Genomic DNA, 23,884 nt, shown 5'->3' with positions numbered 1-23,884 from the left:
ATTGCCCCGGCCCCGCTATATGCGGGGCCATGGTTTATGCGCCAAAAGCATTTCGCGGGAAAATCTGTTATAGTCCCGCCCCGTTGCAAATCCGGCGCGCATCGGATGCACAAAGCCGGAAACGGTGCTGATGCCGCCTGATGACCAAGAACAAACGCCGATAAAACTGCCAGAACCAAAGAGAGAGCCCGGGATGACCGACGTCCTGACCGAGAACGCGACCACAAATGCCGCAGCCGCCAACAGCCAGAGCGGCCCGACGTTGACCGACTTCGTAACGCGCGCCGCAAACGGGCAGGCTGCCGACGGACGTCGTGATCTCGTGGGACTGTCGCGTGATCAGCTGACCGAACTGCTTGGCGAAATGGGCGAAAGCAAGTTTCGCGTCAAACAGATGTGGAACTGGATCTACAACCGCGGTGTCAAAGATATCGAGGATATGACCAACATTTCCAAAAAGCTGCGCGATCGCCTGTCACAGGACTTCTATATCGGCCGCCCGGTTCTGACGGCCGATCAGAAAAGCTCGGACGATACTCATAAATGGCTGATGAAGTTCCACGACGGCAACGAAGCCGAAACCGTCTATATCCCGGATCGCAACGAAGATCGCGGGGCTGTCTGCATTTCCTCGCAGGTCGGCTGTACACTAACATGCAAGTTTTGCCATACCGGTACCCAGCTTCTGGTTCGTAACCTGACACCCGGTGAAATCATCAGCCAGTTCATGGTTGCCCGTGACAGTTACGGCGAATGGCCAACCCCGGCAAACGGCATCCGTCGCCTGTCGAACATCGTCATGATGGGCATGGGCGAGCCGCTGTTTAACTATGAAAATGTCCGCGAAGCGCTGAAAATTGCCATGGATGGCGAAGGTATTTCAATCTCGCGCCGTCGCGTCACCCTGTCCACATCGGGTGTGGTGCCGGAAATCGTACGTTGCGGCGAGGAACTTGGTGTTGGTCTGGCGATTTCTCTGCATGCGCCCGATGATGATCTGCGCAACGAAATCATGCCGATCAACAAGAAATATCCTCTCAAGGAACTGATGGATGCCTGCCGTCATTATCCCGGCATGTCCAATTCGCGCCCGATCACCATGGAATATGTGATGCTTAAAGGCGTGAATGACAAACCGGAACATGCGCGTGCGCTGGCAAAGCTGGTCAAGGGCGTCCATTGCAAATTCAACCTGATCCCGTTCAATAAATGGCCGGGTTCGGACTATGAGTGCACGCCGACCAACGATATCAAGAAATTCGCCCATACGCTGCTTGAACTTGGCTACGAAGCACCGATCCGCTGGCCGCGTGGCCGCGATATTCTGGCCGCCTGTGGCCAGTTGAAATCCGAAAGCCAGCGCCAGCGTAAATCGCGTGTCGGCGGCTGTGGCAATGCTTCCGGCGACGAAAGTACCAATGTGGTTGCCGCACAGTAACTACCGCGCAGAATACGGTAAACATCTGGAATTACAAACGGGCAGGTTCATCCTGCCCGTTTTCTTTTTTGGTGGAAAATATCCACCTTTGTTACTGCCAAGAAGAAACATCTTTTATAAAAATAAAATCAATCATTTATATCTGATTGATAATTATATCCATTTCGCCTGAAGTTTCTTCGGAGGTAAGTCGTCGGGCGTTTTCATATCCGAAATATCGAGATTGATTGCCAGGACTCCGCCTAGCCCACCGACCGTCATTTCTGAAATACGGCGACCGACCCCGTCCTTGTCCAGACCGGAAAGATACGCATCACGGGCCGCCCCATCGACGAAATCAATGGTCAATACATGGGTGAAACCCTGACTAAGCCCGCTCCCCAATGTTTTGGGACCCGCAGCAAAGGCCAGAATTCCCGGCGTTTCAAGGGCAACTTGCGATAATTCTTCAAGAAGGTCCGTGATCTGTGCTGCCAAAACACCGTCTCCGATCTGTAACAGCACGATGTGACGCAACATCAGGGTTTGGCCTCCGCCAGTTTGGCCGGATCAACAGATGCCGGCAGCAAAACAAATTTACGTCCCATGCGGTTCATATGACCGGCATGCAGGGCGGCATCTTCGCCTGGACCAAAGAAGATATCCCCGCGTACCGGGCCACGAATGGCGCCGCCCGTATCTTGCGCAACCATCAGACGATGAAATCTGGCATCGGCATTCATCGCATCATCGGTTTCAAGCCAGATCGGAACTCCCATGGCATGGAAACGCCGATCAACGGCCAATGACCGCCCTGGTTCCAGCGGTACGCCCTGCGATCCAAGCGGCCCGGCATCAGGGTCATCCGGATCGGTTTTCAGCGGATTGAAAAACACAAAGGATGCGTTGGTATTCATCACATCATCGGCCTGATCCGGATGGGTGGATAACCATTGCCGAATGGTTTGCAGCGATACGGTTTCGCGCGTCAGTTCACCCCGTTCAATCAATTCCCGACCAATGGCGAAATAGGGATGGCCATTGGTGGCGGCATATCCGATGCGCAATACACTGCCATCTGGCAACACAACCCGGCCTGATCCCTGGATTTGAAGGAAAAATGCATCCACCGCGTCATCAACCCAGACAAGTTCAAGATCACGCCCGGCAAGAGCACCATTTTCAATCGCTTCTCGGTCATAATACGGCTTAACGCTTTTACCCTCGATCCGGCCAACCAGCGTTGTGCCCTTAAGGTCCTCGCGAAACGCACCAAGATCAATGGAAACCATATCTTCGGGTTTCAGGTAGATCGCCGTCTGAAATGGTCCTTCGCGCGTCAGGTTACCACGCAGTTCCGGTTCGAAATAACCGGTAAACAATCCTTCTGGATCATTGTTATTTCCGACCAGATATGGCTTGAACCCACTTTGGAAAAAAGTTCGTGCATCTTCCTTACGGATAGTATCGGGCTCCAGCGCCAATGCGGTTTCACATAATCTGCGCCAGTCGCCAACCGTTCCCATCCGCGGGTCCGGGCCGATATCGCGTTCATCTCCTCGCTTGATCATTGCCGCACAGGACCGCTGAAACGCTTTCAGGCTGCCACGCATATCGTCTGTCTGCCAACCATCAAGCTGGCTGAAATCGGTTGCGTTAAGCGTCAGCGTATCAGCAGGTTTTTCAACCACGTCGCCCAGTCCGAGAAGACCGGCGATATCGGTCCAAAACAGCCAGACAAGGGCACCAGCCGCCCCGATAAAAACCGCAAAAAATGAAAGAAGGCGCGACAAAACCAGACGTCTTTTCAAGGCAAAACCCGTTATCTGCAAATTCGGATCAAAATCGGCATGATTGTTTGATCAATACTCGAATATTTCGATTATTTGCCGCGATTGTCCAAAAACATGTTTAACAAGCCGATAATCGAAACCTGCCGGAGGCCATCAAACCGGTAAAATCAGGCAATAAAAAAGGCGATCCGTATGGATCGCCTTTGTCTTTTTGTCCCGCAATGCGCCAAGCCATTGCAAAATCCTAGTGAAACCTACTGCGTGGTTTCTTCTTCCGGCGTTTCGGTCGCAACCAGCTGCCAGTTGGGATCGCGGCTTTCGATATTGCGCGCAAATGTCCAAAGGTCTTCGGCCTCGATCACCTGATTCGGATCGCCCGAAACCACATCGCCGTCATTGTTGCGAATGACCGATACTTCCTCGGACACGAACTTGATCGTAATATAGGCGGTTCGGCCTTCAAGCGTGGCGTCGTGGATGGTAGCACTCTTGATACCGACCAGGGTGGTTTCCTCGCGCTCGCCCTTTTCGGCGCGGGCATCAATGGCTGCGGCAAAATTCTTGTAAACCTCGGCTGAAAGAAGCGGGCTCAAACCATCCTTGTCGCCCTTGGCAAAATATTCGACAATCATTTCGAATGCCATTCGCGCCCCGTTCAGGAAATCCTGCTGGGTAAAGTCGGGATCGGCTTTCTGGATTTGCTGCAATACGCCAAAGGTGCTGCTGTCGGCTGCGACCGTTCCGTCAGCCTTTCCGGCTGCCTTATCGGCATCGGGCAGGCGATATACATTATCCGTCGGTTGCGGCGCGCCATTTTTGGCACCTTTGCTGTCATCCTCGTGTGAACGACGGCCAAAAACATCCGTGGGACCCTGCTTTTCCTCGCCATTGCGGCGCCCAAGGGTACTGCGCAGGCGCAAAACCAGAAAAACAGCGATCAATGCGAAAAGAATGATGTCGAAATACTGCAAGCCCGGACTCTTGATCTGTAAGGTTTCGAAAAACGCCAAAAACAGCAAAACTGCCGTGGTCGAGAAATGGTATGGACCGAAGCGAATGCAAGGGCAACTCCCGATCGCATTTAAAATGTGATCGGTTTCACCATGTTCATTCGCACAATCATCATATTGTCGCGAACACGGTGGTAAACTGCCGCATTTTCGTCCAGTTATACCGGTAGTTTGCCGCCAAATTCAGAAAGTATTTCAGGCAAGATTAAAGCGAAATACCTGAAAACCAACATGTTTATGCAATACTGCGCTTTGCGGACCGGTCCTGTCAAAGTATGTTTGCCTGACAGGCTGTGATCAAACCTAATCATATCGACCAAATGCAAAGCCGAGCGGAGCAAAAATGGGCTTTTATTTTCTGGCCATCTTCGTGGCCATGCCGATCATCGAAATTGCCGTCTTCATTCAGGCGGGCGAACTGATTGGCCTGTGGCCGACGATTGGCATCGTCATCCTGACCGCCGTGGTCGGAACCTCGCTGATGCGCGCCCAGGGTTTGCAAACCCTTGCCCGTGCACAGGCCCAGATGGATCAGGGCGAAATGCCGATTGGTGAGCTGTTTGACGGCATCTGCATTCTGGTTGCCGGTGTGCTGCTTCTGACTCCGGGTTTTGTCACCGACACCATGGGCTTCCTGTTGTTGGTCCCACCACTACGCAGGGCGGTTGGTGCCGGCGTCATTATGAAACTGGTTCAGTCAGGTAATATCCGCACCAATTTCTCTCGCCGAACCTATGGCAATCCGGGCTCGTCATCAGGCGGTGCTTCTGCTCGTCCCGGGCGACGTCCAGGCAGTGGTCCGATCATTGATGGTGATTTCGAAAACGTCAGTCCAGCCAACGGAAATGGCGAGGACCGAGATGGAACGGGTCACGACACCAATGATGATGATCCCCGCAATCTGCCACCCAAAAATTTGTAATATCGATCTTCCGCCTCGTTTGGTGTAACCGATTGCATTGATCGATATCGACAGGACCTTTGGCCATGCGCCGGGTCCTGTTTTCGTTTTAGTGGCACGTTCAATGCCTTGCAAGACGCTCTTTAAACCTGACCAACCAGACCGCAGACAATCACATACCAAATGCCCATGTTGCGCCATTTATGACGTTACGGGAGGTTACGGCGATTTTCTTGCCCGTACCCGGAAGACATGCTAGGCCATGAGAAGACATGCCGCAGGGTTGCGGCGTCAGAAACAAGCATATCAGCCAGTTTCAGATTATCTGACCATGTAGCCAATGCCTTGGCAGATACATTCTGAACGGCTTGTTTCTGATCAAGACCAAGATTTAAGGGAGTTAGACTTTAATGGCCGAAAACACCACCGGTGCAGCACAGGGCGGCGAAGAACAGAAGCCGGCTGGCAACCCGATCACGATCCATACCCAGTACATCAAGGATCTTTCCTTTGAAAATCCGAATGCACCGGAGAGCGTAGCCCTGCAGCAGCAGCCGAAAATCAACATCGACGTCGATGTTGAGGCGCGCACCACGCAGGACCAGAAACTTCACGAAGTTACCGTCAAGATCAACGTCAAGGCCGATGTTGCCGACAAGGTCGCCTTTATTGCCGAACTTCAATATGGCGCGGTCGTAACACTTAATGTTGCCGACGAACACCGCCTTCCGGTTCTTCTGATCGAAGTTCCGCGTATGCTGTTCCCCTATGTCCGCAAAATCATCTCTGACCTGACGGCCGATGGTGGCTTCCCGCCCTTGATGATGCAGCAGATTGATTTTGCTGATCTTTTCCGCAAAAAATTCGCCAAGCAGATGGAAGGCCAGCCAGCCGGTAACGCCTGATTTCCTGCTTTGAACCATTTTAGTACGATATCAAAACAAAGGCAGCCGGTTTGGCTGCCTTTGTTATTTCAATACCGGAATAAAGTTAACAATCAAGCTTGGATCATTCTGGATCAAAACGGCCGTGCGATCACCATAAAGACAATGATCACCATTAAAACCGCCGGTACTTCGTTGATAATACGATAAAATTTTTGTGGCTTCGTATTATTGTCCGCTTCAAACTGGCGACGGCATCGCGCCAGTATCATGTGGATGCCGGTCATGATCACAACGCACAAAAGCTTTACGTGGAACCATCCTTCGGTCATCGCACCGCTGGCATGGATCAGGTAACCTCCGAAAATCCAGGCCGCAATCATCGCGGGATTCATGATCGCACGCAGCAATCGACGTTCCATGATCTTGAATTTCTCGGCCGCTTCCGAATCTGGCGCCACTTCGCAGTGATAAACAAAAAGCCGCGGCAAATACAAAAGTCCTGCCATCCAGGCAATGATGCTGATGACATGCAGGGATTTGATGACGCTATAGGTATCCATGTCTCTCTCTTCTGGTCGATCCGGGATCATCGATATCAGGCGATTTCAAACAGAATAACCTCTTGAACGGCATGCGGAAATGCCCAAACATATAACCACCTGCCGCATCGCGCCTGGGATCAGATTTCTATCACGCTTTTCCCGCACCCAGCGGCTGCTTGGCAACGGCACAGCTATGCTCGTCCGGGCACCACCAACCGCGCGTTTCCATCGCGTAATCATCGGGTCCGTTCTGATCAAGTGTCTGCTGCGTCTCGTTGACCACTTCAACCAGTCCGCTAATAAAGCGCGGATGTGAACACACGGTACGAACCCGTTCATAAACCGGGATTTTCAGCTCGTCGGCAATCTCGCGATATTCGATATCGAGCTCGACCAGCGTTTCGGAATGCTCGGTGACAAAGGCAATCGGAACGATCACGAGCGGTACACCATCCTTGCCAGCACGTTCAATCTCGTGCTCGGTCGAGGGGCCAATCCATTCCATCGGGCCAACCCGGCTTTGATAGCAGACCAGCCAGTCCAAATCCGCAATCGCCATCTTGTCGACCACGGCCTGGGCCGATTTTTCAATCTGCGACTGATAGGGATCGCCGCGTTTGGTAATCACGGCCTTTGGCACCCCGTGGGCGGAAAACAGCAGGCGCGGCTTGCCAATGCCAAGCTCGACCGACTTTTTCAGGGCATTTTCATATCCGGCCTTGACCATTTCGGCAGATGCTTCAACAAAACCCGTATTGGTCGGATAACAGCATGCGGTTTTTATCGGCGCATTCAAGCCAATTTTATGGCAAGCCCGTTTCCAGTCCTTGACCGACGATCCACTGGTGGTCGTTGAAAATTGAGGATAAAGCGGCAGCAAAATCTGTTCATCCGCACCCCATGCCTTTACCGCAGCCGCACTGTCATCGGCAAACGGTTTCCAGTAACGCATCGCAATGAAACAGCGGTTTTCATAACCGTCATCAAGCCCGTTAAGCGCTGTTTCAAGCGCATCTGCCTGATCCTGGGTCAGTTCCAGCAACGGCGATTTTCCGCCGATATGATCATAAATCTCGCGCGCAATAGGTGCGCGGCGGCTGGAAATAAGCTTTGCCAGAAAATACCGGAACGGATTGGGCAAACTGATAATCGCCGGATCATTAAACAGATTGAACAGGAACGGTTTCACCGCATCCGGTCCATCCGGACCACCCAGATTGAAAAGAATGATCGCGCGTTTTTTACGCTTCGTCCCAGACATCGGCATATCCTTCATGGCGTTTTGAAACTGTCCGGTTCATTCCGGAAGCCTCGTTTGGATAGACCCGTCCCGCTTCTTTTATCCCGCGGTCATAATGGCCAAACAGGATAGAAGCGCAACGGGTTTAAGCCATTTTACGCATTGAATTTTTCAATCGATTTGATCGATTTCAATTATCACCGATAATTTCGAATAAATTCGACCAGTTTACCGACATTTTCAGGCGATGTTTCCGGCGTGATGCCATGGCCCAGGTTGAAAATAAACGGACCATTGCGCAGCGTATCAAGAATACGGCGGGTTTCCTCGATCATCTCGTCCCCGCCCGTAATCAGATACATCGGATCAAGATTTCCTTGTACTGGCCCTAGTGGCTGAAGGTTTTCCGCCACCCATTTCAATGGAACGCCACTATCAAGACCAACCGCATCCACACCAGTATGCTGTTTGAAGTCGATCAGATGCAAACCGGCACCCCTTGGGAAGCCAATTACCGGCAAATCTGGATGTACTGCCTTGAGATTTGCGACGATTTTTTTGGTCGGCTCAATCACCCAGCGTCTGAACCCGTTTTCCGACAGCACCCCGCCCCAAGTTTCAAACAACTGGATGCATTCTGCGCCAGCTTCGACTTGTTTCAGCAGATATTGCGTCGTGGCTTCTACAAGAATGTCGATCAAACGTGAAAATCCGTCCGGATCGCCATAGGCAAACCGCCTGATATTGGCAAAATCCTTACTGCCTTTGCCCTCAACCATATAGGTTGCCACGGTCCATGGTGCCCCGGCAAAGCCGATTAGGGAAGTATGTGACGGAATGGATGTCGAAAGCTTTGCCACTGTCTCGTAAACCGGGCCCAGCGTATCGTGAATGCGATCAACATTTAGGATACCGAGACCGGATGCATTGCAAATGGGGTCCAGCTGCGGACCTTCTCCCTGTTTGAAGGCCAAATGCTGTCCAAGTGCCTGTGGTATGACGAGGATATCGGAAAACAGAATTGCCGCATCGAAGTCATAGCGCCTGAGCGGCTGCAAGGTAACTTCGCAGGCAAGATCAGGATTATAGCAAAGATCGAGGAATGAACCTGCCTCGGACCGTGTTGCGCGATATTCCGGAAGATAGCGACCCGCTTGGCGCATCAGCCAGATCGGCGGTACCGGCAATGTCTCACCGGCAAGGGCGCGCAAAAAGGTCTTGGTTGGTTTGGGCATGACGTTTCCTGTTTGACTGCCCGGAACTGCCTTTCAAGGGGGCGTTTCCGGGTATGCTAGTCCCGATCCTTTTTGTCAGGCACGATAGCCTGACGTTTATGTCCGGTTCCCTATTCCTGACCCGTGAATTGTGTCCTGAAGCCTATCCAGGCCGTTTTTCCACCGTGTCTCTAACAAAACCTTCTTTAATAAAAAAGGATGTTGTTTGTTAGTGGTTCCCTGTGGATAACGGGGATCAAATTTGGTGCACAGTTTATCCACATTGCGACTCGGGAAAAATGATTCATCTCAAATGGTCTTGGGGAAAACTGGGGACGACTCCGAACGACTCCCAAAGGTAAGCTTGGGAAAAGCCGTTTTTGAATAATGGGGATAACGGGGATTAATCTGGTTTTTGCCTTGTTATCCCTGCTATTAGGGAAAAAATTTTCCGACTATCCCCCGTGGGATGGTTGCTTTGAGAAATTTTGTATGACGTGCAGGATAAAATCTGTGGAAAAAAATTGGCCGGAGTCGCCCCCGTTATCCACAATTATCCACAAGCCCGACTCCGTCGGTTTAATTTGTGGTTGGGATTGCAGTGCCCTGTCAGATGACAGATGATCGAAATATCGAACACCGGGTTTCGGTTAAGTGATGTGAAACGCTGGCAGATTGCAGGACTGCGATGATTGACGACGACAATATCTTTCACCTTCATCTGGTATCGGATTCCACCGGTGAAACCGTTGACGGGGTTGCGCGTGCCTGCATCGCGCAATTTCCCGATGTACGCGCACATGAACATGTCTGGTCACTGATCCGCACTGATGCGCAGCTTGCCCGTGTTCTGGCCGATATCGAACGCAACCCGGGCATTGTGCTTTATACGGTTTTCGATATGGATATTCGCCGCAAGCTCGAAGAAGGTTGTCGTCGTCTGCAGGTTCCGCACAGTCATGTACTCGACAACACCATCACCATGATGGCGGGTTATCTGGGGCAGCAATCGCGCGGCCGTACCGGGGCTCTCCATAAAATGGACGAGGATTACTTCAACCGGATCGAAGCCATTGATTACACCCTGTCCCATGATGATGGGCAATCTACCTGGGATCTTGAAGAAGCCGATGTCGTGATTGTCGGTGTATCGCGCACGTCAAAAACCCCGACCTCGGTCTATCTGGCCAATCGCGGTATCAAAACCGCGAATGTGCCGTTTGTTCCGGGTTGCCCGTTACCACCGGAACTCGACAAACTCAAAAATCCGCTGGTGGTTGGCCTGATCAAGGATGCGGATCAACTGGTATCGATCCGCAAAAATCGCTTGCGCCAGATCGAACGGGGTGAGGGCGGGGATTATGTCGACCCGGTTGCCGTACGAAACGAAGTCCATCAGGCACGCCGTTATTTTACGGATCGCAGCTGGAAGATTATCAATGTCACACGACGCTCGATCGAAGAAACCGCTGCCATCATTCTGTCGACCATGTATGACCGGCGCGGTCATTAATTAAGACATCACGTAATTACAGGGTACCAATACATGACCAGACTGATTCTGGCGTCTAGCAGCAAAGCCCGACATTCCATGCTGACAAATGCCGGTGTGGATTGTGAGGCAATTGCCTCGATGATCGACGAAGACGGTTACAAGCAATCGATGAAGGCCGAAGGTGCGAGTGCTGCCGAAGCCGCAGAAACACTGGCGGAAATGAAGGCACTGCGCATGTATAGGCAGCAACCCGATGGTATCGTTATCGCCGCCGATCAGATGCTGGAATGCAACGGGATCTGGTTTGACAAGCCGCGCGACCGGGATAATACCTGCGCCCAGCTGCGCGCCCTTCGCGGTAAAACCCATCAGCTGGTTTCAGCAGCGGTGATTTACAAGGAAGGTTCGCGCATCTGGGGTACCATCGATACCGCCCATCTGACTGTCCGCAACTTCACTGATGAATGGCTCGAAGACTATCTCGATGCTGCCGGGGAAGAGATTTATAACTGTGTTGGCGGTTATCAGCTTGAAGGTATCGGCGCACAGCTTTTTACCGAAGTCCGCGGTGATTATTTCACTGTGCTTGGTTTGCCGCTTTTGCCGCTGATTGGCTTCTTGCGCGATCACGGTATTCTCAAAGCATAATAAACGACATTAAGGCAGGAAATTTTCATCATGACTTCGCGGATTCCTTATCGAACGCTGTCAGGTACCTCGCGCCTTGCCGGTGTGATGGGCTGGCCGGTGTCACATTCCAAATCGCCGCGATTGCATGGCTACTGGCTGGCAAAATACGGGATCGACGGGTCCTATATGCCGCTTCCGGTTGAACCAAAGAATTTTCAGGATGCCTTGAAATCCTTGCGCAATTTGGGATTTTCCGGGGTCAATGTTACCATTCCGCAAAAGGAAATGGCGATGCCCGAATGTGATGAACTGTCCGATCGTGCCCGTCGCATCGGGGCAGTCAATACCGTGACCTTTGCCAAGGACGGCCGCGTATTGGGCGATAACACCGACGGGTTCGGCTTTATCGAAAACCTTCGCCAGGAAGCTCTGGATATCGATTTCGCATCAGGTCCTGCCGTGGTGTTGGGAGCGGGAGGGGCTTCACGGGCGGTTTTGGTTGCCTTGCTTGACGAAGGAATCCCTGAAATCCGCATCGCCAACCGGACACGTAAACGCGCCGCTGATCTGGCGACTGAGATTAATGATCCACGCATCAAAGTGGTGAACTGGCCGCTTGATCCGGCGGATTTGGCCGATGCGTTGCTTGTGGTCAATACCACAAGCCTTGGTATGGTCGGGCAGCCGAAACTTGAAATCGATCTTGAAGGTTTGCCAAAAACCGCCCTTGTTACTGATATCGTTTACGCGCCACTGATCACCGATTTGCTGGCTCAGGCCAAAAAACGTGGCAATCCGGTAGTTGATGGGCTGGGCATGCTGCTGCATCAGGCACGTCCGGGATTCCATCGCTGGTTTGGGATTGATCCAGAAGTCACGCCAGAGCTTCGCGAATTTGTTCTTTCGCCGGATTAATCCGAATTAAGATCACAGGTCACTATTTATTATGGTTATTTTGGGACTAACCGGGTCCATCGGCATGGGTAAATCGACCGCGGCGGGGATGTTTCGTTATCTTGGCGTGCCGGTCCATGATGCCGACGCGAGCGTCCATCGTTTGATGGTACCGGGCGGGGCGGCGTTTGATCCGATCATCTCGGTATTCCCCGATGTCCTGAAAGACGGCCGGATTGATCGCCAGATACTAGGGACAATCGTTTTTGCCGATTCCGATGCGCTGAAACGTCTTGAAGCCGTCCTGCACCCGCTGGTTCGGGCTGAAGAAAACAGTTTTCTCAAACTTAACCGTTTGGCGCAAAGATCAATGGTTGTGCTGGATATTCCACTTCTGTTTGAAACAGCAGGTGAAAAACGCTGTGATCACGTTGCGGTAGTATCGGCACCGAAATTCGTTCAACGCCAACGTGTTATGGCGCGATCAGGGATGACGGACGCTAAATTTTCCGCCATTCTTGCTAAACAGATGCCGGATCGCGAAAAACGTCGCAAAGCTGATTTTATCATTCCGACAGGCTTGGGTCGGGCTATAACTTTCGCTACGATACGAAGCATCGTTGACCAACTGGAAAATCGGACCTGATATGCGTGAAATTGTCCTTGATACGGAAACCACAGGCCTTGATCCCTACGCTGACCATCGCCTTGTGGAAATCGGGTGTATCGAGCTTTTCAATCACATGCCGACCGGGCGGCAATATCATCAATATATCAATCCGCAGCGCCCAATGCCCAAAGAGGCATTCGATGTCCACGGCCTTGGCGACGATTTCCTCAAAGACCAGCCGGTCTTTGCCGAGGTGGTTGACGATTTTCTCGAATTTATCGGTGATGATTCACATCTCGTGATCCATAATGCCGCGTTCGATATGAAATTCTTGAATGCGGAACTTGAATGGTTGAGCAAGCCGAAAATAGCGATGGACCGCGCTATTGATACCGTGCAGATGGCGCGCAAAAAATTCCCCGGATCCCCGGTCAGTCTTGATGCGCTATGCCGCCGCTTCAAAATTGATAACTCGAACCGTACTTTGCACGGGGCGCTACTCGATTCCGACCTTCTTGCATTGGTTTATCTTGAACTGCTGGGTGGTCGGCAGCACGGCCTTTCGCTTGATTCCAAGGTTACTAAAAAGGTTGTCATTGATACGCCGCGTATTGTGGGGCCAAAAGAAAACTATCTGGAACCAAGACCACATATTCTCAGTGAAGATGAGCTTGTGGCGCACCAGACCTATATTGAGAAAAAGTTCTCTGCTGCCATCTGGCTCAAGCGCGAAGAAGTTTGATGTGACCGGCATGTTTTTCCGATATGCCGCTTTTTCGAAATTTAGCTCTCTTCGCCAAATCCTCTCGTCACTTTTTCAACGTCTGTTCTTGGGCCGGTCGGTTTTTAAAGGGTCGGACATTATCGGCTGTTCGGTGATTGCTCTGCTGGTGTTGGCATTTGCGGTACGGGATGTTCGAGCGCAATACCTGCCCGCCGAACCCGAAATTCCGGTTCAGCCGCAGACAACAGACAGTTTTATCAATGGGAAACTTGCTTATACCATCCACCGGTCAGAAGGTGGTGGTGATCCTATTCGTCCCGAACCTGGTTATTTCGATGATCTTGTCGTCTCGGTCTTTCAGGATGCCGATCTGCCTTATGTCATTGCCGAGCAGGCGCCTTGGAAACGCGTCATGGAACAGGCAATGCAGGGAGCCCGGCATGTTATCTATCCGACAACTCGCACGGCTGACCGCGAGGACAGCTTTAAATGGGTTGGCCCGATCAGCCGCACGATCTGGAACCTGTATGGTTACGCGGATGCGAAATGGCAAAACATGCCGTTCGAGGAAATCCTTGCTTCGGCCCGGATTGGGGTTTTGCTGGGATCTGCTCGCGAACCCTATTTGCGTCGACGCGGGGCACAGCAGCTTGTTATGGTGCCGCGTGAAGACCTTCTATTGCCGATGCTGCAGGCCGACCGAGTTGATCTGATTGCGATTGGTGGTTCTGTATTGCGACACTATCGCGACATTGTTGATCCCAGCGCACAGCAACGCGACATTGACGGCGTTTTGCCCTATCGCAGTTGTTTCCTCTATATGGCGATCAGCAACGCTGCTCCGATTGATGAAGTAGAAACCCTACAAAATTCCCTTGATAAGAATAAGAAAAGTGGTCAATTCATCGAATTACGCGAAAAACATGGCCTATCTTCGGATACCGACAGTGCCTTTTTGCGGGCAATGTTGAATCTCGATAATAACGGTGTCGCCTGTCTTGATCTTTTCGGGCGAGATGACTGACACAGTTTGTGAAGACGCGGATATGCCTTATACGCTTCCCGATACCGCATATTGCGGTATCGAAAGCCAGCGATATCGTTGGAACTTATGAAGAAGTATGGCCGCGGTTGCGCGAACGGGAAGGAAACGGCAATATGCCGCGAACATTCCTTTGGGTGACGGGCCCGTCGCGAACAGGCGATATCGAACAGACGATACAGCTGGGTGCGCACGGACCGCGCCGTTTGCATATCGTTCTGGTGGATGACACAAAAGAAAACCCATAAAAGACGGCGCTCCGTTAGCGACGAAGAAAAAGCACTTTGGGAAATCTTCACGCGTGATGTCAAACCCTTGCGTTCCAAACAGCGAAAGGGCAGTGAAACCGTGTTCGAGCTGGACAACGATCATCCCAAAAGCGATACGGCGATGCCGCTTCCTGACGATCTGCAGGGTGAAATCAACAAGGCTGAAGAAGTCCGGGCCGCGCGAAACCTGCCGTCCGCGCGTAATGCTGATCACGGACCGCAGATCAAAAACCGCGCCTTGGTCGAACTTGAACCGGGTGTTACCGACAATATCGATAAATCGACGGCCAAAAAATTCCAGAAAGGCCAGATGTCAATTGATGGTCGTATTGATCTGCACGGTATGACCCAGGATGTAGCCCATCATGCGCTTAACGCGTTTATTGAAGATAGCTGGCGAGCCGGAAAACGTTGCGTTCTGGTGATCACCGGTAAGGGATCGCGCGCCGACGAATATGGCCGCACCGGTCTTTTACGACAACGCACCCCGCAATGGCTTAGCGCGCCACGCCTGCGTACCCGCATTCTTGCCATCAGCGAAGCCCGTATCCAGCACGGCGGATCGGGCGCTTTTTATGTTCTGCTGAAACGGAGACGCCCGTGACACCCTTTGGCAATCGTATTCGCGAATTACGGGCGCGGCACAATGTCACCCTGACAGATATGGCAAACGCCTTGCAGCTTTCGCCGGCTTATCTTTCTGCCCTTGAACACGGGCATCGCGGTCGGCCAAGCCCTGGTCTGGTGCAGCAAATCTGCGGTTATTTCAATCTCGTCTGGGATGAAGTTGACGAAATCAAACGTCTGGCACAGCTTTCCCATCCGAAGGTAACAGTCGATACAGCGGGGCTTGAACCGGAGGCAACCGAACTGGCCAATCTTTTGTCGGAACGGATTGCCGGTTTAAGCGATGATCAGCTTGCCCGAATGCTGGCTATCATCAGCGAACGGGTCGGTTGAGCAGAATGCACATGATCGGTTCGCCGGTTGGTTGAAGGATATCTTTCGCCGCTTGGAGCCGGGTAGACGGCGTAGGGATGGCAGTTCTGCAACAGGTACAGGTGATATTGCCTTAATGGCGTGAAACACGGTTTGACTATTGGTTCAATCGGAGTTATCAATCTGTGGTGTTTCACACCTGAAACATGAAACAGTCCTGCCTGCTTCACAACTACAAGGTTACGACCGGTCCGCAGAAACTATGATCTGCCTGACCGTCAACCGCATTCCTTTCTTTACACCTCCTCCTTCAATCATCGCCCTTCCCGGCAATCACAAGATCATTAAACGCACATATGCATCTTCAGGAACTCAAAAAGAAATCCCCGACGGAGCTTCTTGCCCTGTCCGAGGAACTCGAAATCGAAAACGCCAGCACGCTCCGTAAACAGGAATTGATGTTTGCAATTCTCAAACAGCTGGCTGAAAACGATCATGCTATTTTCGGCGAAGGCGTGTTGGAGGTTCTGCCGGACGGCTTCGGCTTCCTGCGCAGTCCCGAGGCAAACTACCTTGCCGGTCCGGACGATATCTATGTCTCGCCAAGCCAGGTGCGCCGCTTTGGTCTGCGCACGGGTGACACGGTTGAAGGCCAGATTCGTTCGCCCAAGGAAGGTGAGCGTTATTTCGCGCTGCTCAAGGTCGACAAAGTCAACTTTGATGCGCCCGAAAAAGTCCGCCATCGCATCAATTTCGATAACCTGACCCCGCTTTACCCGGACGAGCCGCTCAAGATGGAGCGTCACCTCGATCAGGAAGGCAACAAGGACATCACCAACCGTGTGATCGAACTTGTATCGCCTTTGGGCAAAGGTCAGCGTGCCCTGATCGTCGCGCCGCCGCGCACCGGTAAAACCGTGATGCTGCAAAACATTGCGCATGCGATTGAGGAAAACCATCCGGAAGCCTATCTGATCGTTCTTCTGATCGATGAACGTCCGGAAGAAGTGACCGACATGGATCGTTCGGTGAAAGGTGAGGTCATCAGTTCGACCTTTGACGAACCGGCACAGCGTCATGTCCAGGTTACTGAAATGGTTCTGGAAAAGGCAAAACGCTTGGTCGAGCACAAGCATGATGTCGTCATCTTGCTGGACTCGATCACCCGCCTTGCACGCGCTTACAACACCGTTGTTCCGAGCTCTGGCAAGGTTCTGACCGGTGGTGTCGATGCCAACGCCCTGCAGCGTCCGAAACGCTTCTTCGGTGCCGCACGTAACATTGAAGAAGGCGGCTCGCTGACCATTATCGCAACCGCGCTGATCGATACCGGCTCGCGCATGGACGAGGTCATCTTTGAAGAATTCAAAGGGACCGGTAACTCTGAGCTTATTCTGGATCGTAAACTGTCTGACAAGCGTATCTTCCCGGCGATCGATATCCTTAAATCGGGTACCCGTAAGGAAGAATTGCTGGTCGAGAAAAGCGCGCTTTCCAAAATGTGGGTTCTGCGCCGTATTCTCAACCCGATGGGTCCGCAGGACGCGATGGAATTCCTGCTTGGCAAACTCAAATCGACGAAGAACAATGACGATTTCTTCGATTCAATGAATGGTTAATCGCCGTTCGATCCTGTAATCGAACTATCATTGAAAACCCCCGGCAATCTGCCGGGGGTTTTTGTTTGGTTCTGGCTCGCTTCGGTAAAGCAGTCTGCGTCTGCTACAAGCGGGTCCATTGTGTAGGCGTGCCAAACCACTGTGATCTACTTCGCTTGAAGCGGGACTAGCACCTACCTACATAGCGCAAAGCATAAATAACATATTGTTTTGCAATGAAAATTACGTTTCCCTCTACACCGATTCAGACAAATCGCCTGTCGCTTCGCCCCTTCATGGCGTCCGATTTTGACCAATATGCTGCCTATCATTCCCAGCCATCGGTCTATCGCTATCTTTACGCTGCACCTCCAGCGGCAAATGCGCTGACAGAACAGTTTTCCATCGTGCTGACCGCGCCCTTTGATGCTGAAGGCGATGTATTTCGTTTGGCGGTAATTAACCGGGACGATGATACCCTCCTAGGAGAGGTTCTTTTGAAACTTGCCAGCATTGCAGCCCTTCAGGCTGAAGTCGGTTATATCTTCAATCCGGATTTTTCAGGCCACGGCTATGCGACCGAGGCCGTATCGGCGATGATTGATCTTGGTTTCAATCATTTCGGGTTTCACCGAATTTTTGCTCGCCTTGACACCGAAAATATCGGATCGGTCGGCATTGTTGAACGGCTTGGCCTGCGATGCGAGGCGCATCTGATCGAAAATGATCGTTTCAACGGTGTCTGGGGTGATGAATATATCTATGCGGTTCTGGCCGCCGAATGGCAGTCACGCAGCCGCAACCGGGCTTGATCGGCTACTTCCTCGTGGAATGTTTCATGTCAAACATTGGCGTTTGAAAATTCCTTTTGCGCGGTGATAGGGTTTCCTATCAACAGCAAAGGACTTTGGCGTCATGTATATGATGGAACTCGGGACGGTGATGGTCGGGATTGCCTTGGCACAGATATCGCCGGGGCCAAACATGATGGCAGTATCATCAGCTGCACTTTCCGGCGGGCGGCAGCCCGGATTGCTGAGTGCTGTGGGAGTTGCCACCGGCGTTTTCATATGGTCGGTGCTGTTTTCCTTTGGCATTGGCGCGGTCATTGATGCTTTTCCTCAAAGCCTGACGGCGATGAAGCTGGTGGGCGGGGGATATTTCCTTTATCTCGCGCTGAAATCGTTGTGGTCTTGCTTGAAAGGTTCTGGTTCGGTTGGTAGCGCGCGCGATAATCTGTATAGCCCCGCGTCAAAGATTGGTTTCACTGCCTATCGCACCGGCTTACTCGTTGTTCTGACCAATCCCAAGGCTGCATTGATGTGGGTGGCGGTTTCGATGTTTCTGGCCTCTGCCCAGGGCACGCATCCTGCATTAATCGTTATCGGGGTACTTGCGTCGTGTTCGGCAATGGTTATTTACGGTATCTATGCTCTGCTATTTTCCACTGGTGTTGCCGTTCGGGCCTACCAGCGGTTTTTCCGCGTTGTTGACGGGATTTTTGGCGCAGTATTCGGCGTAATCGGCAGCAAGATTTTGATTGATGGCATGCGCGATCTGCGTAGTTAAGCTGATTGCTTTCCCTAAGCTAAAGCCAATGTCAATTCGGCAATGTGACCGTCAAGCTTCTGCCGGATCAGTTTGCTGTCACCTGGTTCGACCTGAAGCTTTCCATTGCCAAGATGAAGCCCGATATGATGCATCCCGTATCGCAGGGTGATGGTGAGTTCGTCAGCCGCAACGATTTCGCAATCGGATTGGCTATTGGCAGCCAGATGATGGGGTGGGGCGGATTTCCAGCCGGTTTGCGGTGCCAGACTGGTCAGATGCAGGGGTTCGGTGCCGGTATTTTGCAGGATCAGCTTAAGGTTCATTTCCCCGGGCATGTCTCTCTCGCCTCCTTGATTTTGGCTCTTTCCTGTATGTAAGGCGCAGATTTTCGATGTCGATAGCCATCAATGCTTGCAGTGGCCGCAATCACATGTGACTCTGGTGCTGTTCTTCCACTACGTTTTCAAGGCTGATGCAGCTTTTACTGAAATCCGTCGATTTTGCCGCCCGAGCGCATCGTGACCAACGCCGCAAGGGCCCGGCTAATGAACCCTATATCAATCATCCGATTGAGGTTTCGCGCCTAATCGTCGAATGCGAACCGGGCACGGACGAATATGTGCTGTGTGCCGCGGTTCTGCATGACGTGATTGAGGATTGCGGTGCGACCCGCGATGAAATTGCCGCCTGTTTCAATGAAATGATTGCCGATATCGTGCTTGAGGTCAGTGACGACAAAGCCCTGCCACGCGATGACCGTAAAGCCCGCCAGATCGAAACCGCTCCGCATCTCAGCGACGGCGCAAAACTGGTCCGTCTGGCGGATAAGGTCGCCAATGTCGGCGCGATGCTGACCGATACGCCGGTCGGCTGGGACCGTGAACAGATCCTGCGCTATGTCGATTGGGCCGAGGCCGTAATTGCACCTTGCCGCATTGCTAGTCCTAGTCTGTCGGATCGTTTCGATGCCATCGCACGTGATGTCCGCGCCTGGCACACCGAAGAAGAAGAGGTAGGGGTTTAACGCTACCTCTGGTTGCAAACGGTCATTCCCGCGAGGGCGGGAATCCATGTTTTCAATGGCATTCTGTCTTATGGCTTCAAAATCACCGAGCCGGTGGTTTTGCGGCCTTCAAGATCGTCATGGGCCTGTTTGGCGTCCGCCAAGGCATAGGTCGCACCTATGTCGATCTTCACCACACCGGATTTCAGCACGTCAAATAGCTCGTTCGCGGTTGCCAGAAGCTCTTCGCGAGTGGCGGTATACTGAAAGACGCTCGGACGGGTCAGGAAATAGGCTCCGGGTGCGAGAGCTTTAAGCGGGACGGGAGGGACGGCGCCTGATGACTGGCCGAAACTGACCATCATGCCAAGACGTTTCAGGCAATCCAGCGAGTCGTCAAAAGTATCCTTACCGACGGAATCATAAACAACTTCAACGCCTTGGCCGTTGGTGATCTCTTTGACACGCTCGGATACCTTCTCCTCCCGATAGAGGATTGGATAATCGCAGCCCTTGGATTTGGCGATCTCGGCCTTTTCCTTCGATCCGACGGTGCCGATCACGGTGGCACCCAGATGTTTGGCCCACTGACAGACAATCTGGCCAACCCCGCCTGCTGCCGCATGGATGAGGATCGTATCGCCTTTTTTGACGTGATAGGTTCGGCGCAGCAGATATTGTGCCGTCATGCCCTGCAACATGGCGGCGGCTGCAAGATCAAAGCTGATTCCGTCGGGGATTTTAACCAAACCCTTGGCCGGCATTACACGTGCCTCGGCATAGGCGCCAAGCGGCTGTGCGGCATAGGCAACCCGATCACCAACTACAAGGTCGGTTACGCCGTCACCAACCGCCTCGATCACGCCCGACCCTTCAAGCCCCAGGCCCGATGGGAGGGACGGGGCCGGATAAACCCCGGAACGGAAATAGATATCGATATAGTTCAGTCCGATGGCTTCCTGTCGGAGGCGAACTTCACCGGTACCTGGTGCACCAACCTCGACATCTTCAAAACGCAGGACATCGCTGCCGCCGGTTTCATAAAATCGGAAAGCTTTGGTCATGGAGACCTCCCGTTAATGCGCCATTTTGGCGCTTGTCTGATCAATGGACCAAGTCTATGTCAGAAAACGGCATTTTGCTATCCGGCAGGTTTGGTTTTGCCCGTTCCGACGGGTGTTAAAAGACGGTATTTCATCTGATGGAATGCCAGACAAAATTGGCTGATAGCTGCTTTGTTCAGAACAGATTGCCCTGATCGCTTGGGATAACCAGATCAATGCCTTCTATTTTCAAAAGCGCGCGTTTGGTTTCAAGTCCGCCATCGCCGGAATAACCGCCCGGTTTGCCGCCGCTCGCCAGAACACGGTGGCATGGAATGATTATGGGGATTGGATTAAGCCCGCAGGCCGTACCAACAGCCTGATAGGCCGTTGGCGCCCCGGCTGCAATCGCCAGATCCTTATAGGTCGCGGTTTTGCCCAGCGGGATTTTGCACATCGCCTCCCATACGGCCTTGTGGAAATCGGTGCCATCAGGGGCCAGCGGCAGGTCAAAGGTATCGAGCTTACCGGTGAAATAGGCGTTAAGCTGCGCCTTCGCTTCGTTCAGGACGGGACTTGGTTCCATATCCTCGACAAAGCCCCAGTCGACCGCGACAATTTTGTCGTCAAACTCGAAAACCGTAATCGCCCCGACCGGGCTGTTCATCGAAATCTGGGGCATTGGCGAAATCCTGCGGTTCGTGCGGGGCAAAAGGTAAAATAGAGATAGCGGGGCGTAAGGCGGGCGGGGTAGGTCTCATCCATCCGATGTTTCACGTGAAACATCGGAAATGGACAGGCGCCACATCACCGGTTCTTTATGCCGCGCTGGTCGGTAGATCGGCAAGCAGTTTGGCAAGGTCCGGGGCATTGGTTACCGGCGTAGAACAGACAGGTCCCTGACAGACATAGGCGGTTTCATGGCCATCGATCGCGGTTTTGCCCTTGGCCGGGTGAAGATCGGGCAGGGCATCGGTATCGGCAAGGATGGTAATCGCCCGGTTCGGCAGATAGGCGGCAAAGATTGCGTGGCGCATTTCCAGATAAATCTGGCTGCGTTCCTTCGCGACCAGTACGATTTGAAGTGGGTTTTGTAGCATTTCGGCTGCCAGAAGCAGTCCCGGCATATTGGGGAATTGTTCGTTTAATCGCCCCGAAAAGGCGGCAATGGTGACTTCCGCTCGGTCGCGATATCTGGTATCGCCGGTCAGCGCATAAAGCCGGGCCAGATTTTGCGCCATTACCGAATTGCCAGCCGGAACAGCATTATCCATATGTGGTTTCTGCCGAACCACCAGATCGTCGGCATCCGAGGCCGATTGGAAATAACCGCCCATGGCATCGGCAAACAGGATTTCGACCGTTTCGCACCACTCGGTGGCTTCGCGAAGATATGCATCTTCGCCAAAGCATTCGTACAGCCGAAGTGCTGCCCGGATCATATGGGCGTAATCTTCAAGCATCCCGGCATGTTGTGCCTTGCCATTGCGATAACTGTGCAGAAAGCGACGGTCATTCTGATCGCCGGTCATCAGGCTATTGATCACGAAATTATAGGCAAGTTTGGCGTAATCAAGCCAGTCTGCGCGTTTGAATACCATCGCTGCCTCGGCCAGGGCGGCGATGGTCATTGCGTTCCAGTCGGTCAGTGCCTTGTCATCCCAACCCGGCCAGATGCGCTTGTTGCGCACTGCCAAAAGCTTTGTCCGTATTTCTGAAAGTTTCTTTTCCGTCGTCCGGTCCGCAAGGCCAAGGCCCGATTGCGTGCGGTTCAGGATATTTTTATGTTCCCAGTTTCCCGAGGGACTGACGTCATAGATATCCTTGAACAGGGCGGCATCATTGCCAAGAATGGCGTTAATTTCGGCTTCGTCCCAGACATAGAACTTGCCTTCTACACCCTCGCTGTCGGCATCAAGGCTGGCGGCAAAGGCTCCGCCGGGGACTCGCATATCGCGCAGGATCCAGTCGATGGTTTCGGAAATGCGGGCTTCATAAAGCGAATTACCGGTTTCACGCCAGACATCGCACAAAAGATCAATCAGCTGCGCATTGTCATACAGCATCTTTTCAAAATGCGGTACCAGCCATCGGTCATCCACGGCGTAGCGGGCAAAACCGCCGCCGACATGGTCATAGATACCGCCCTGACACATGCGATCAAGACTATGGCGGACAATGCGTTTAAGCTCCGTATTATTGGTGCGAACACCCATACGCCAAATAAAGGCCAGAAGGTTTGGTTGTGGGAATTTCGGTGCGCCATTGGTGCCGCCATTTTCCCCGTCCATAATCTGCAAACAGCCATGCCCGCACTGATCGATCATTGCAAGCGATGGCACCGAGCCGGTGGCACCGCTATTCATTTTAACCAGGGCCTGACCGATTTGCGTGACGTTATGGCGGATATTTTCGGGTTGTTCGGCATAGATTTCTGCTACCGATTTTAAAACATCGCCAAATCCCGGGCGGCCATAGCGTGCTTCCTTGGGGAAATAGGTCCCCCCCCAGAAGGGTTCGGCGTCCGCCGTCAGGAACATGGTCAATGGCCATCCGCCCTGCTGGCCTAGCGAGGCCAGGGCATTTTGATAGACGCTATCAAGGTCGGGGCGTTCTTCGCGGTCGAGCTTGATATTGACGAACAACTCATTCATCAGGGCTGCGATGCCATCATCCTCGAAACTTTCATGCGCCATGACATGGCACCAGTGACATGCCGCATAACCGACCGACAGAAGAACCGGTTTGTTTGCTGCCTTGGCGGCGGCCAGAACTTCTGAACTCCACGGTTGCCAATGCACCGGATTGTCGCGGTGCTGCAAAAGATAGGGGCTGGTTTCCGAACCGAGATTATTCTGTGCGAGTTTCATGGCATCGTGTCCTGTGCCCGTCCGGTTTTACTATGTGGGTGGCGAGCTTTTTATGGTTTGCGGGAAGGGTGGCGTTCCCATTTCTCATCTTTTATAGATGTAAGGGTAAAGACCCTGAATGGAAAGGCAAGAGGGCCAAATGGATGGGAATGGCAAAATATTGCGATTTTATCGGATTTTAACCGATTGGAGCGGAACGGGGGACGATAGTG

At 52.6% G+C, this 23,884-nt stretch carries 26 protein-coding genes; 16 read left to right on the top strand and 10 right to left on the bottom strand.

Annotation, left to right across the window (positions count from 1 at the left end; all coding sequences use genetic code 11):
• The first annotated feature begins 193 nt into the window (after positions 1-193).
• A complete protein-coding gene (gene rlmN / locus J7395_RS05335) occupies positions 194-1,438 on the top strand; it encodes a 23S rRNA (adenine(2503)-C(2))-methyltransferase RlmN (protein WP_209220760.1) in 1,245 nt (414 codons plus the stop codon).
• Between the two features lie 153 nt (positions 1,439-1,591).
• Here rlmN and J7395_RS05330 read toward each other — a convergent pair whose 3' ends face one another.
• The 3 genes from J7395_RS05330 to J7395_RS05320 form a co-directional block, all read right to left on the bottom strand.
• Entirely contained in the window at positions 1,592-1,957 is a 366-nt protein-coding gene (locus J7395_RS05330) for a Dabb family protein (RefSeq protein WP_062960362.1), read from the bottom strand.
• Positions 1,957-3,228, bottom strand: coding sequence for a murein transglycosylase A (locus J7395_RS05325; protein ID WP_062960363.1), 1,272 nt, complete (start codon positions 3,226-3,228; stop codon positions 1,957-1,959). Before J7395_RS05325 ends, J7395_RS05330 begins: the two co-directional genes overlap by 1 nt.
• A gap of 236 nt (positions 3,229-3,464) precedes the next feature.
• Positions 3,465-4,181, bottom strand: a complete 717-nt coding sequence (locus tag J7395_RS05320) for a Tim44/TimA family putative adaptor protein (RefSeq protein ID WP_209220759.1) — start codon at positions 4,179-4,181, stop codon at positions 3,465-3,467.
• A gap of 382 nt (positions 4,182-4,563) precedes the next feature.
• Here J7395_RS05320 and J7395_RS05315 point away from each other — a divergent pair, with 382 nt between their 5' ends.
• On the top strand, positions 4,564-5,142 hold the full coding sequence (locus J7395_RS05315) for an FxsA family protein (protein ID WP_209220758.1): 579 nt from the start codon (positions 4,564-4,566) through the stop codon (positions 5,140-5,142).
• A gap of 389 nt (positions 5,143-5,531) precedes the next feature.
• On the top strand, positions 5,532-6,026 hold the full coding sequence (gene secB, locus J7395_RS05310) for a protein-export chaperone SecB (protein WP_062950026.1): 495 nt from the start codon (positions 5,532-5,534) through the stop codon (positions 6,024-6,026).
• Between the two features lie 113 nt (positions 6,027-6,139).
• On the opposite strand, the gene hemJ is transcribed toward secB, so the two are convergent.
• The 3 genes from hemJ to hemE all read right to left on the bottom strand — a co-directional run bounded on the left by hemJ (position 6,140) and on the right by hemE (position 9,025).
• A complete protein-coding gene (gene hemJ / locus J7395_RS05305) occupies positions 6,140-6,568 on the bottom strand; it encodes a protoporphyrinogen oxidase HemJ (protein ID WP_209220757.1) in 429 nt (142 codons plus the stop codon).
• A 130-nt stretch (positions 6,569-6,698) separates the two neighbouring features.
• Positions 6,699-7,811: a ferrochelatase gene (hemH, locus tag J7395_RS05300; protein ID WP_247741965.1), complete on the bottom strand. Its 1,113-nt coding sequence runs from the start codon at positions 7,809-7,811 to the stop codon at positions 6,699-6,701.
• Between the two features lie 176 nt (positions 7,812-7,987).
• Positions 7,988-9,025, bottom strand: a complete 1,038-nt coding sequence (gene hemE / locus J7395_RS05295) for a uroporphyrinogen decarboxylase (RefSeq protein ID WP_209220755.1) — start codon at positions 9,023-9,025, stop codon at positions 7,988-7,990.
• 667 nt (positions 9,026-9,692) lie between these two features.
• Here hemE and J7395_RS05290 point away from each other — a divergent pair.
• The 12 genes from J7395_RS05290 (at position 9,693) to J7395_RS05235 (ending at position 18,774) form a co-directional block, all read left to right on the top strand.
• Positions 9,693-10,517, top strand: coding sequence for a pyruvate, water dikinase regulatory protein (locus tag J7395_RS05290; RefSeq protein ID WP_209220754.1), 825 nt, complete (start codon positions 9,693-9,695; stop codon positions 10,515-10,517).
• 33 nt (positions 10,518-10,550) lie between these two features.
• Positions 10,551-11,147, top strand: coding sequence for a Maf family protein (locus J7395_RS05285; RefSeq protein WP_209220753.1), 597 nt, complete (start codon positions 10,551-10,553; stop codon positions 11,145-11,147).
• Positions 11,148-11,177: 30 nt separating this feature from the next.
• Entirely contained in the window at positions 11,178-12,044 is an 867-nt protein-coding gene (locus J7395_RS05280; protein ID WP_209220752.1) for a shikimate dehydrogenase, read from the top strand.
• A 31-nt stretch (positions 12,045-12,075) separates the two neighbouring features.
• A complete protein-coding gene (gene coaE, locus J7395_RS05275; protein WP_209220751.1) occupies positions 12,076-12,669 on the top strand; it encodes a dephospho-CoA kinase in 594 nt (197 codons plus the stop codon).
• 1 nt (position 12,670) lies between these two features.
• Complete coding sequence (gene dnaQ, locus J7395_RS05270; RefSeq protein ID WP_209220750.1) at positions 12,671-13,375, top strand: DNA polymerase III subunit epsilon; 705 nt, start codon at positions 12,671-12,673, stop codon at positions 13,373-13,375.
• On the top strand, positions 13,299-14,381 hold the full coding sequence (locus J7395_RS05265) for a transporter substrate-binding domain-containing protein (RefSeq protein WP_247742039.1): 1,083 nt from the start codon (positions 13,299-13,301) through the stop codon (positions 14,379-14,381). Before dnaQ ends, J7395_RS05265 begins: the two co-directional genes overlap by 77 nt.
• 8 nt (positions 14,382-14,389) lie before the next feature.
• A complete protein-coding gene (locus J7395_RS05260; RefSeq protein ID WP_348541208.1) occupies positions 14,390-14,647 on the top strand; it encodes an LUD domain-containing protein in 258 nt (85 codons plus the stop codon).
• Entirely contained in the window at positions 14,625-15,272 is a 648-nt protein-coding gene (locus tag J7395_RS05255) for a Smr/MutS family protein (RefSeq protein WP_209220749.1), read from the top strand. Before J7395_RS05260 ends, J7395_RS05255 begins: the two co-directional genes overlap by 23 nt.
• On the top strand, positions 15,269-15,628 hold the full coding sequence (locus J7395_RS05250; protein WP_062950047.1) for a helix-turn-helix domain-containing protein: 360 nt from the start codon (positions 15,269-15,271) through the stop codon (positions 15,626-15,628). Before J7395_RS05255 ends, J7395_RS05250 begins: the two co-directional genes overlap by 4 nt.
• A gap of 335 nt (positions 15,629-15,963) precedes the next feature.
• The gene (gene rho, locus J7395_RS05245; RefSeq protein ID WP_007088512.1) at positions 15,964-17,226 is read left to right on the top strand and encodes a transcription termination factor Rho; all 1,263 of its coding nucleotides are present in this window, start codon (positions 15,964-15,966) and stop codon (positions 17,224-17,226) included.
• Positions 17,227-17,441: 215 nt separating this feature from the next.
• Positions 17,442-18,017 (top strand): GNAT family protein, encoded by a 576-nt coding sequence (locus J7395_RS05240; protein ID WP_209220748.1) that lies wholly within the window; start codon positions 17,442-17,444, stop codon positions 18,015-18,017.
• A 103-nt stretch (positions 18,018-18,120) separates the two neighbouring features.
• Complete coding sequence (locus tag J7395_RS05235; protein WP_062960378.1) at positions 18,121-18,774, top strand: LysE family translocator; 654 nt, start codon at positions 18,121-18,123, stop codon at positions 18,772-18,774.
• A 14-nt stretch (positions 18,775-18,788) separates the two neighbouring features.
• Here J7395_RS05235 and J7395_RS05230 read toward each other — a convergent pair whose 3' ends face one another.
• A complete protein-coding gene (locus tag J7395_RS05230; protein ID WP_062950053.1) occupies positions 18,789-19,091 on the bottom strand; it encodes a hypothetical protein in 303 nt (100 codons plus the stop codon).
• Positions 19,092-19,228: 137 nt separating this feature from the next.
• Here J7395_RS05230 and J7395_RS05225 point away from each other — a divergent pair, with 137 nt between their 5' ends.
• Positions 19,229-19,780, top strand: coding sequence for an HD domain-containing protein (locus J7395_RS05225; protein ID WP_209220747.1), 552 nt, complete (start codon positions 19,229-19,231; stop codon positions 19,778-19,780).
• A gap of 68 nt (positions 19,781-19,848) precedes the next feature.
• On the opposite strand, the gene J7395_RS05220 is transcribed toward J7395_RS05225, so the two are convergent.
• The 3 genes from J7395_RS05220 to J7395_RS05210 form a co-directional block, all read right to left on the bottom strand.
• A complete protein-coding gene (locus tag J7395_RS05220; RefSeq protein ID WP_209220746.1) occupies positions 19,849-20,823 on the bottom strand; it encodes a quinone oxidoreductase in 975 nt (324 codons plus the stop codon).
• Positions 20,824-20,998: 175 nt separating this feature from the next.
• Positions 20,999-21,484, bottom strand: a complete 486-nt coding sequence (locus tag J7395_RS05215) for a methylated-DNA--[protein]-cysteine S-methyltransferase (protein ID WP_209220745.1) — start codon at positions 21,482-21,484, stop codon at positions 20,999-21,001.
• A 136-nt stretch (positions 21,485-21,620) separates the two neighbouring features.
• Positions 21,621-23,672 carry a thioredoxin domain-containing protein gene (locus J7395_RS05210; protein ID WP_209220744.1) on the bottom strand — a complete coding sequence of 684 codons (2,052 nt, stop codon included), beginning with the start codon at positions 23,670-23,672 and terminating at the stop codon, positions 21,621-21,623.
• Positions 23,673-23,884: the final 212 nt, after the last annotated feature.

The sequence above is a fragment of the Thalassospira sp. A3_1 genome, assembly GCF_017744215.1.
In the GTDB taxonomy this organism is placed as follows: domain Bacteria; phylum Pseudomonadota; class Alphaproteobacteria; order Rhodospirillales; family Thalassospiraceae; genus Thalassospira; species Thalassospira lucentensis_A.
Note: the sequence above shows the minus strand (reverse complement) of the source record. Positions and strands in the feature narration are given on the sequence as shown.

Excerpts from the sequence above, each read along its gene's own strand:
- rho (WP_007088512.1), top strand. The coding sequence starts at position 15,964 with ATGCATCTTCAGGAACTCAAAAAGAAATCCCCGACGGAGCTTCTTGCC.
- J7395_RS05280 (WP_209220752.1), top strand. The coding sequence starts at position 11,178 with ATGACTTCGCGGATTCCTTATCGAACGCTGTCAGGTACCTCGCGCCTT.
- J7395_RS05225 (WP_209220747.1), top strand. The coding sequence starts at position 19,229 with ATGCAGCTTTTACTGAAATCCGTCGATTTTGCCGCCCGAGCGCATCGT.
- J7395_RS05235 (WP_062960378.1), top strand. The coding sequence starts at position 18,121 with ATGTATATGATGGAACTCGGGACGGTGATGGTCGGGATTGCCTTGGCA.
- J7395_RS05265 (WP_247742039.1), top strand. The coding sequence starts at position 13,299 with ATGAGCTTGTGGCGCACCAGACCTATATTGAGAAAAAGTTCTCTGCTG.
- coaE (WP_209220751.1), top strand. The coding sequence starts at position 12,076 with ATGGTTATTTTGGGACTAACCGGGTCCATCGGCATGGGTAAATCGACC.
- J7395_RS05285 (WP_209220753.1), top strand. The coding sequence starts at position 10,551 with ATGACCAGACTGATTCTGGCGTCTAGCAGCAAAGCCCGACATTCCATG.
- J7395_RS05240 (WP_209220748.1), top strand. The coding sequence starts at position 17,442 with ATGAAAATTACGTTTCCCTCTACACCGATTCAGACAAATCGCCTGTCG.
- J7395_RS05290 (WP_209220754.1), top strand. The coding sequence starts at position 9,693 with ATGATTGACGACGACAATATCTTTCACCTTCATCTGGTATCGGATTCC.
- J7395_RS05215 (WP_209220745.1), bottom strand. The coding sequence starts at position 21,484 with ATGCCCCAGATTTCGATGAACAGCCCGGTCGGGGCGATTACGGTTTTC.
- J7395_RS05210 (WP_209220744.1), bottom strand. The coding sequence starts at position 23,672 with ATGAAACTCGCACAGAATAATCTCGGTTCGGAAACCAGCCCCTATCTT.
- rlmN (WP_209220760.1), top strand. The coding sequence starts at position 194 with ATGACCGACGTCCTGACCGAGAACGCGACCACAAATGCCGCAGCCGCC.
- hemH (WP_247741965.1), bottom strand. The coding sequence starts at position 7,811 with ATGTCTGGGACGAAGCGTAAAAAACGCGCGATCATTCTTTTCAATCTG.
- J7395_RS05255 (WP_209220749.1), top strand. The coding sequence starts at position 14,625 with ATGACACAAAAGAAAACCCATAAAAGACGGCGCTCCGTTAGCGACGAA.
- J7395_RS05330 (WP_062960362.1), bottom strand. The coding sequence starts at position 1,957 with ATGTTGCGTCACATCGTGCTGTTACAGATCGGAGACGGTGTTTTGGCA.
- J7395_RS05220 (WP_209220746.1), bottom strand. The coding sequence starts at position 20,823 with ATGACCAAAGCTTTCCGATTTTATGAAACCGGCGGCAGCGATGTCCTG.
- hemE (WP_209220755.1), bottom strand. The coding sequence starts at position 9,025 with ATGCCCAAACCAACCAAGACCTTTTTGCGCGCCCTTGCCGGTGAGACA.
- J7395_RS05315 (WP_209220758.1), top strand. The coding sequence starts at position 4,564 with ATGGGCTTTTATTTTCTGGCCATCTTCGTGGCCATGCCGATCATCGAA.
- hemJ (WP_209220757.1), bottom strand. The coding sequence starts at position 6,568 with ATGGATACCTATAGCGTCATCAAATCCCTGCATGTCATCAGCATCATT.
- secB (WP_062950026.1), top strand. The coding sequence starts at position 5,532 with ATGGCCGAAAACACCACCGGTGCAGCACAGGGCGGCGAAGAACAGAAG.
- dnaQ (WP_209220750.1), top strand. The coding sequence starts at position 12,671 with ATGCGTGAAATTGTCCTTGATACGGAAACCACAGGCCTTGATCCCTAC.
- J7395_RS05230 (WP_062950053.1), bottom strand. The coding sequence starts at position 19,091 with ATGCCCGGGGAAATGAACCTTAAGCTGATCCTGCAAAATACCGGCACC.